This window comes from Dongshaea marina (genome assembly GCF_003072645.1).
GTDB lineage: Bacteria > Pseudomonadota > Gammaproteobacteria > Enterobacterales > Aeromonadaceae > Dongshaea > Dongshaea marina.
Genome location: NZ_CP028897.1, coordinates 4,304,615 through 4,312,500, shown reverse-complemented (window position 1 = coordinate 4,312,500; position 7,886 = coordinate 4,304,615). Strand labels below are relative to the sequence as shown.

General features: G+C 52.5%; 2 protein-coding genes, 1 tRNA gene, 2 rRNA genes and 1 pseudogene (1 of these 6 cut by a window edge). 4 read left to right on the top strand and 2 right to left on the bottom strand.

Features of this window, described 5'->3' with window-relative positions; genetic code table 11:
- The 3 genes from DB847_RS20120 to DB847_RS20110 form a co-directional block, all read left to right on the top strand.
- Nucleotides 1-1,841, top strand: a 23S ribosomal RNA gene (locus DB847_RS20120) (it extends 1,051 nt beyond the left edge of the window).
- Nucleotides 1,842-1,912: 71 nt separating this feature from the next.
- Nucleotides 1,913-2,027 (top strand): 5S ribosomal RNA (gene rrf / locus DB847_RS20115).
- Between the two features lie 9 nt (nucleotides 2,028-2,036).
- A tRNA-Asp gene (locus tag DB847_RS20110) sits at nucleotides 2,037-2,113 on the top strand.
- A 593-nt stretch (nucleotides 2,114-2,706) separates the two neighbouring features.
- Here DB847_RS20110 and istB read toward each other — a convergent pair.
- Together istB and istA are read right to left on the bottom strand one after the other, a co-directional pair.
- Nucleotides 2,707-3,462 carry an IS21-like element helper ATPase IstB gene (gene istB, locus DB847_RS20105; RefSeq protein ID WP_108649424.1) on the bottom strand — a complete coding sequence of 252 codons (756 nt, stop codon included), beginning with the start codon at nucleotides 3,460-3,462 and terminating at the stop codon, nucleotides 2,707-2,709.
- 9 nt (nucleotides 3,463-3,471) lie between these two features.
- A pseudogene (gene istA / locus DB847_RS20100) lies at nucleotides 3,472-5,018 on the bottom strand (IS21 family transposase).
- 712 nt (nucleotides 5,019-5,730) lie between these two features.
- Here istA and DB847_RS20095 point away from each other — a divergent pair.
- Nucleotides 5,731-7,878 carry an adenosylcobalamin-dependent ribonucleoside-diphosphate reductase gene (locus DB847_RS20095; RefSeq protein WP_108653040.1) on the top strand — a complete coding sequence of 716 codons (2,148 nt, stop codon included), beginning with the start codon at nucleotides 5,731-5,733 and terminating at the stop codon, nucleotides 7,876-7,878.
- The last annotated feature ends 8 nt before the right edge of the window (nucleotides 7,879-7,886 follow it).

Sequence of the window (7,886 nt, the reverse complement as noted above, 5' to 3'; positions counted from 1 at the left end):
GCTTAGAAGCAGCCATCATTTAAAGAAAGCGTAATAGCTCACTGGTCGAGTCGGCCTGCGCGGAAGATGTAACGGGGCTAAGTGATACACCGAAGCTGCGGCAGCATACTAGTTATGCTGGGTAGGGGAGCGTTCTGTAAGCCTGTGAAGGTGGATTGAGAAGTCTGCTGGAGGTATCAGAAGTGCGAATGCTGACATGAGTAACGATAATGGGGGTGAAAAACCTCCACGCCGAAAGACCAAGGGTTCCTGTCCAACGTTAATCGGGGCAGGGTGAGTCGACCCCTAAGGCGAGGCCGAAAGGCGTAGTCGATGGGAAACAGGTTAATATTCCTGTACTCGCTGTAATTGCGATGGAGGGACGGAGAAGGTTAGGTGGGCCAGGCGTTGGTTGTCCTGGTGAAAGTGCGTAGGCTGAGTGTTTAGGTAAATCCGGACGCTCATTAGGCTGAGACACGAGACGAACATCCTACGGGATGGAAGCCATTGATACCCTGCTTCCGGGAAAAGCTTCTAAGCTTCAGATTACAGAGAATCGTACCCCAAACCGACACAGGTGGTCGGGTAGAGAATACCAAGGCGCTTGAGAGAACTCGGGTGAAGGAACTAGGCAAAATAGTACCGTAACTTCGGGAGAAGGTACGCCGCTGATGGTGAAGTCCCTTGCGGATGGAGCTGTCGGTGGTCGCAGTGACCAGGTGGCTGGGACTGTTTATCAAAAACACAGCACTGTGCAAACTCGAAAGAGGACGTATACGGTGTGACACCTGCCCGGTGCCGGAAGGTTAATTGATGTCGTTATCCCTCGGGAGAAGCGGTTGATCGAAGCCCCGGTAAACGGCGGCCGTAACTATAACGGTCCTAAGGTAGCGAAATTCCTTGTCGGGTAAGTTCCGACCTGCACGAATGGTGTAACCATGGCCACGCTGTCTCCACCCGAGACTCAGTGAAATTGAAATCGCTGTGAAGATGCAGTGTACCCGCGGCTAGACGGAAAGACCCCGTGAACCTTTACTACAGCTTGGCACTGAACATTGAGCCTGCATGTGCAGGATAGGTGGGAGGCTTCGAAGCGGTAACGCCAGTTATCGTGGAGCCATCCTTGAAATACCACCCTTGCATGTTTGATGTTCTAACCTCGGTCCATTATCTGGATTAGGGACAGTGTCTGGTGGGTAGTTTGACTGGGGCGGTCTCCTCCCAAAGAGTAACGGAGGAGCACGAAGGTGGGCTAAGTACGGTCGGACATCGTACGGTTAGTGCAATGGCATAAGCCCGCTTAACTGCGAGACAGACACGTCGAGCAGGTACGAAAGTAGGTCATAGTGATCCGGTGGTTCTGAATGGAAGGGCCATCGCTCAACGGATAAAAGGTACTCCGGGGATAACAGGCTGATACCGCCCAAGAGTTCATATCGACGGCGGTGTTTGGCACCTCGATGTCGGCTCATCACATCCTGGGGCTGGAGCAGGTCCCAAGGGTATGGCTGTTCGCCATTTAAAGTGGTACGCGAGCTGGGTTCAGAACGTCGTGAGACAGTTCGGTCCCTATCTGCCGTGGGCGTTGGATGATTGAGAGGAGTTGCTCCTAGTACGAGAGGACCGGAGTGAACACACCTCTGGTGTTCGGGTTGTCACGCCAGTGGCACTGCCCGGTAGCTACGTGTAGAACTGATAACCGCTGAAAGCATCTAAGCGGGAAGCAGGCCTCAAGATGAGTCATCCCTAAGACTTTAAGTCTTCTGAAGGGCCGTCCGAGACTAGGACGTTGATAGGCAGGGTGTGTAAGCGTTGTGAGGCGTTGAGCTAACCTGTACTAATGACCCGAGAGGCTTAACCATACAACACCCAAGTGAGAGACGCTTGTGTGTCTTGAGAACGAATTAATCACTTTCTGGATTTAAGTTTTTTGTCTGGCGACCATAGCGCGGTGGCCCCACCTGATCCCATTCCGAACTCAGAAGTGAAACGCCGTAGCGCCGATGGTAGTGTGGGGGTTCCCATGTGAGAGTAGGTCATCGCCAGACTTTGATTTTGGAGCGGTAGTTCAGTTGGTTAGAATACCGGCCTGTCACGCCGGGGGTCGCGGGTTCGAGTCCCGTCCGCTCCGCCATTATCGAGTAAGAAAGCCTTCCCTAACGGGAAGGCTTTTTTGCGTTTGGGGTTTAGGCATTTTGCCAGCAGACCACCGGCACGCAGCGAGTTTGAATCTCTTCCATAAGACTCTTTTCCAGATCAACAATACCCATCCATGGGCATTCTCTCCAGTTCGGCACCCTGCCTCTCGTTTCATTGCTAAAAAGCAACTCCACCTTGTTTCGCGTGCGTTGCTCCGGGAGCAATTTACCCCTGGATGCTCTATTGTGGCATCCATGCCACAAACGGTCGGTGTATCTGCATAGCAGAATATCCTTTTCTGAGGAGTCCGTCCGCTTCGTCATGTTCCAAGATAAAGCGGGGTGATTCCTCTCATCCACTCTCCTTTGCGTGAGAGCGTGTTGATGTGGATGTATCCAGCATCATCTTAATGGCGGGGATATAAAGCCGTAAGCTGAGTGATTCACAGAGGCTCTGACTAGCGATGTACACACCATATGGTGCAGGGGTGATCTGCCTGAAAGAGGCTTGCGTATTATCGCGATGGCGATCACCGAATAATATGATGTCGATCACCTCAACATCCCGTCTCACAGACTGGGTTATTTTTTACCCTGAGTGATCGGCATCCGTCAACTCTGCGGTGATTTTTCTCATCGATTCTCCGCATAATTCTACACGGATCGCTCCATGAACCAGACGATCCAGGATCGCATCCGCATGGGTTGATTCACCGATCATTGTGTGCCAGTGCTCCAGCGGAAGCTGGCTGCCGATCAGTGTGGCTCCGTGACCATGGCGAGCATCGATTAACTCCAGTAGATCGCTACGCTGAAGCGCATTCAGCGACTCCAGTCCCCAGTCATCGAGGATCAGAAGCGGCGTGTTTCTCAACTGAACCATCAGCTTTCGATAGCTGCCATCAGCCTGAGCCAGCTGCAGTTGCTCCAGCAGCTCTTTAAACCGGAAGTAGCGAACCCCGAGTCCCTGCAGACAGAAGTGATGGCCCAGGGCGCAGGCCAGATAGGTTTTCCCGCACCCGGTCGCCCCGGTCAGGATCAGAGTCTGCCCCAGGCTAAGCCAGTATCCCTCTGCCAGTGAGCGGATCTGGGCTCTATGCAAGCCGCGATCACTTCGATAATCCAGTTGCTCCAGATTTGCCTGCAGCCGGAATCGGGCCTGCTTGATAAGGCGCTCGATCCGCCGCTGAGACCGATCCGTCAGCTCCTGCTCCAGCAGCAGGCTGAGTCGCTCTTCGAACCCGAGTTCCTGGTAGTGCCCGGGTTGCTGATGTTGCCTTTCCAGGGCATCCCGGATACCACTTAGTTTCAGCTCCCGAAGTTGCTGTTTGAGTTGTTCTGTCATCTTTGATCCTTAGTGATAGTAGCCTGAGCCACGGATATTGAGGTGAGTGAGCTCCGCCAGACGATCCGGCTGAGTTTCGGGCAGTGGCTGGCCATCCAGCCCCTTTTCCAGGATGGAGCGGATCCCTTTCTGATAGTAAACGCCCGTTCGGTCTGCTCGCTGGCAGGCCGCTTCTAAGCGGGGGCGTCCATATCGCTTTTCCAGGTTGAGGATCCCAAGGCTGGCCCGATATCCAAGCTCCGGGTGGGACTTTCGGTAGAGCAGCTGTTTGATCACCGCAAGCGTGGAGGGGCCTATCTCCTGAGCCCAGTTCAGAAAGCGTCCCGGGGTCCATTGCATCTGCTTTTGGTGTGCGACCGGCATATGATCGGGGTGGGTGGTTTGCCCTCCCTGCTGATAGCTGCGTGGATGTGTCGCGACACAGCGACCACCATGATAGATCCGTACCAGGTTGTCGCAGATATGCGCTTCAAGCTTGCGTTTGAGCAGGGTATAGGGAACCGAGTAGTAGTGCTTGTCGAGCTCGATGTGATAGTCGATATGAACCCGAACCGCCTTCACCCGGGTGAACTGATAGGGGTTTTGAGGCAGCGATTTGAGCACCGGTTTGTCTAGCAATTCAAACTGTGATTTACGGCTTCCCGGCAGCTTCTTGAACGGGCGATTGTTCAACTCGGTGAGCAGAGCCCCGATCCGCTGGTTTAGCTGAGCCAGACTGAAGAAGGTCTCATGGCGCAGTTTTGCCAGGATCCAGCGCTCAACGATCTGCACGCCCACCTCAGCCTTGGCTTTATCTTTGGGCTTGTAAGGACGGGCAGGAAGCACTGCAACACCATAGTGTGCAGCCAGCTGCTGATAGGTAGGATTGAGATCTGGCTCGTAGCGACACGCTCTACTGACTCCGCTTTTGAGATTATCCGGAACGATCATCTCTGGTACTCCCCCAGAAATTCGAAGGCCCGTTTATGGCTCATCACCCAGTCTTCCAGCCCCTGACTCAAGGTTGCATCGGCGTAGGTGTAGCTGGATGCACCCATCACAGCGACAAAGATCTGAGCCCGACGCTCCTCCCCAGTCCTCGGATCCACGATGGGCACGGTTGGACCGCAGTAATCAACAAACAGTTTTTCACCGGCTTTATGGCTCTGACGCATTGAGGGAGACTGGCATTTACGCCACTCACGATAACGCATGCAGTAATGGTTATAGCTGTAGTGGTTCTTGGGATGTCGCTCAGCATACTCCTCCCACAGGAGTTGTAGCGTCATCCCTTTGCGTCTGAGCTCCTGATGGGCCACGGCCCAATCCGGCAGAGGAGGTGTCTGACGAACCGTGATCCGGGTCTCAAGGAACTCACGGCGCAGCCGCTCTTCATCCCACTCAGCAGGCAGAGGCCATTGGCATAGCCCCATCTGTTGGGCCCTTTTGCAGTAATTGGACACAGTCGACGGAGACACAGACAGGCTGCTTGCGATCTGGCGGTGACTCAGGCCGCCTTGGTACTTGAGTCTGAGGATCTCTTTGAGTTTTCGCATGGTGATATGCACCGTTGGCATGGCTGGCTCTCCGCTCGAGGTCAAACAGAGAGCATAGCCGGTTAAAAAAACACCTGCGAAACGGGAGTTGAAATGAATAACATTTCGGTCGGGACTGCATAATATTCATGCCGATCACCCAATAATATAAAACTCAAAAGTGATCGCCATCGATATTATTGAGCGATCGCGATCGATATTATTCAGTGATCGCTATCGATCTTATTGGGTGATCGCGATGGACCAAAAAACGCAAGGCTCACAGAGTCTCCTTAAAACGTAAATTGAACTATCAGCCTGGTGAGGTTTGGAGTGAGCTGGAGACCTTGATTGGTTCTCAGACAGATCTCTTCAGAGGGAGTCTTGTCAACATAAAAAAGCCAATATTGGTTCGACCTGTATTTATTCATTTTATTATCAGCATGTTAGATAAATGGTTCCCAAATGCATTCTTTTTAACTGCTTGCGAATGTGTATAATACCCCCTTTTGAATCACCCCAGCGCCCCGATTTTTGCCAGCAAAAGGCGGAGCGGGCGACATCTCAAAACTCAGCTTTGAATGGCACTGATTTCTTGCATGCTCACTATATATGGTGTTTAATTCTAACCATAGGCATTATATATAGTGTTGGCTCTGGATGAGAGCCAGAGTGTTCATAGTAAGTCTGAGTGAGTGTGAGTCACTTGGGTTCTAGGGTTTCATTTCAACCTCATAAAGAAGGCAAGGTGAAGATGGCAAAATCGAATCTGGTACTGGAAAGCGAAATGGATGTCCAGCCTGTCCCGTTTCAGGAGACCTCAGTTGAGATCTGGGATGGCAAATATCGTTTGAAGACAAAGGATGGTGAACCGATAGATCAGACCATCGATGATACCTATAAGCGTGTGGCGAAAGCGCTCGCTGAGCAGGAAAAAGATTCAGATAAGTGGTACCCCCAGTTTCTGTGGGCATTGCGCAATGGCGCGATTCCTGCGGGGCGTATCACTTCCAACGCCGGAGCGTTTGAGCATAAGCCTGCAACCTCGACCATCAACTGTACCGTATCGGGTACTATTACAGATTCGATGGACGATATCCTGGGTAAGGTTCATGAAGCCGGCCTGACCCTGAAGGCGGGTTGTGGCATAGGTTATGATTTCTCAACCCTGCGTCCGCGTGGAGCTTTTGTATCCGGGGCCGGCGCCTATACCTCAGGCCCTCTGTCTTTCATGGATATTTACGACAAGATGTGTTTTACCGTCTCTTCGGCAGGCGGTCGCCGTGGCGCACAGATGGGGACCATGGATGTTCGCCATCCGGATATTGTCGAGTTTATCCAGGCCAAGCGTGAAGATGGGCGTTTGCGTCAGTTCAACCTCTCCTTGCTGATCACCGAAGATTTTATCAACGCGGTGAAAAACGATCAGTCCTGGAAGCTTATTTTCCCCTACACCGAAAAAGAGATCATGTTGGATCAAATTGATCTTCAGGATCCCGAGCTGGTGCACTGGGCCGACTGGCCGAGCAAAGAGAACTGTGTCACCAACGAGGTTGGCCAGGTTGCCTGTAAGGTCTATAAGACCATCCCGGCACGCCGGCTGTGGGATGTGATCATGGCTTCGACCTATGATTATGCCGAGCCCGGCTTCATCCTCATTGACCGGGTCAATGAGATGAACAACAACTGGTTCTGCGAAAACATCCGCGCAACCAACCCTTGTGGAGAGCAGCCGCTGCCTCCTTATGGTGCCTGCCTGCTTGGGTCGATCAATCTGACCCTGTTTGTGCAAAATCCATTTACTGATGAAGCAAGTTTCGATTGGGATGGTTTCCGCAAGGTGACCGCGATCTTTACCCGGATGCTGGACAACGTGGTTGAGATCAACAAGCTGCCTCTGGAGAAACAGCGCCAGGAGATCGAGAGCAAGCGTCGTCATGGTATGGGCTACCTGGGACTTGGATCTTCGATGACCATGATGGGGATCCGCTATGGATCGCCTGCATCGGTTGCCTTCACCGAGCAGGTTTCAAAAGAGCTGGCCCTGACCGGCTGGCAGACCGGCCTTGAGCTTGCAAAAGAGAAGGGACCGGCTCCGATCATGAATCAGGAGTTTGAGGTGACCGCTGAGATGCTGCGCCAGCGTCCTGAGATGGCCGATAGCGGGATCAAGCTGGGTGATAAGGTCAAGGGCAAGGTCCTGCATGCCAACTACAGCCGCTATATGCAGCAGGTGGCAGAAGAGGAGCAAGAGCTGGTGAAGCAGCTGGCCAAGCATGGTTGTCGCTTTACCCATCATAGCTCGATTGCACCGACCGGAACTATCTCCCTGTCACTGGCAAATAACGCCAGTAACGGGATTGAGCCAAGCTTTGCTCATCACTATACCCGTAATGTGATCAAGGCGGGTAAGAAGAGTAAAGAGAGTGTCGATGTTTACTCTTATGAGCTGTTGGCTTACCGGGCGATGGTGAATGCCCAGGCGATGCCTTACTCAGATGATGAGGCGTGCAAACTGCCCGATTACTTCATCGCATCGGACGATGTGACGCCGGAGCAGCATGTGGATATCCAGGCCGCCTCTCAGCGCTGGATCGACTCATCCATCTCCAAGACGGCGAACGTGCCGACAGACTTCCCTTATGAGCAGTTTAAAGATATCTATATGTATGCTCATGACAGCGGTCTGAAGGGCTGTACCACCTTCCGCTTCAATCCGGAGGCCTTCCAGGGGGTTCTGGTAAAAGAGGAAGATCTGGAAAATACCACTTATCAATTTGTCCTTGAAGATGGCTCCATCTTTGAAGCCAAGGGCAATGAAGAGATTGAATACGACGGTGAGACCCATAGTGCAGCGAATCTGTATGATGCACTCAAAGAGGGTTATTACGGTAAATTTTAACGACGAGC

Coding starts and splice junctions, on each gene's coding strand:
- istB (WP_108649424.1), bottom strand. CDS start 3,462: ATGACAGAACAACTCAAACAGCAACTTCGGGAGCTGAAACTAAGTGGT.
- DB847_RS20095 (WP_108653040.1), top strand. CDS start 5,731: ATGGCAAAATCGAATCTGGTACTGGAAAGCGAAATGGATGTCCAGCCT.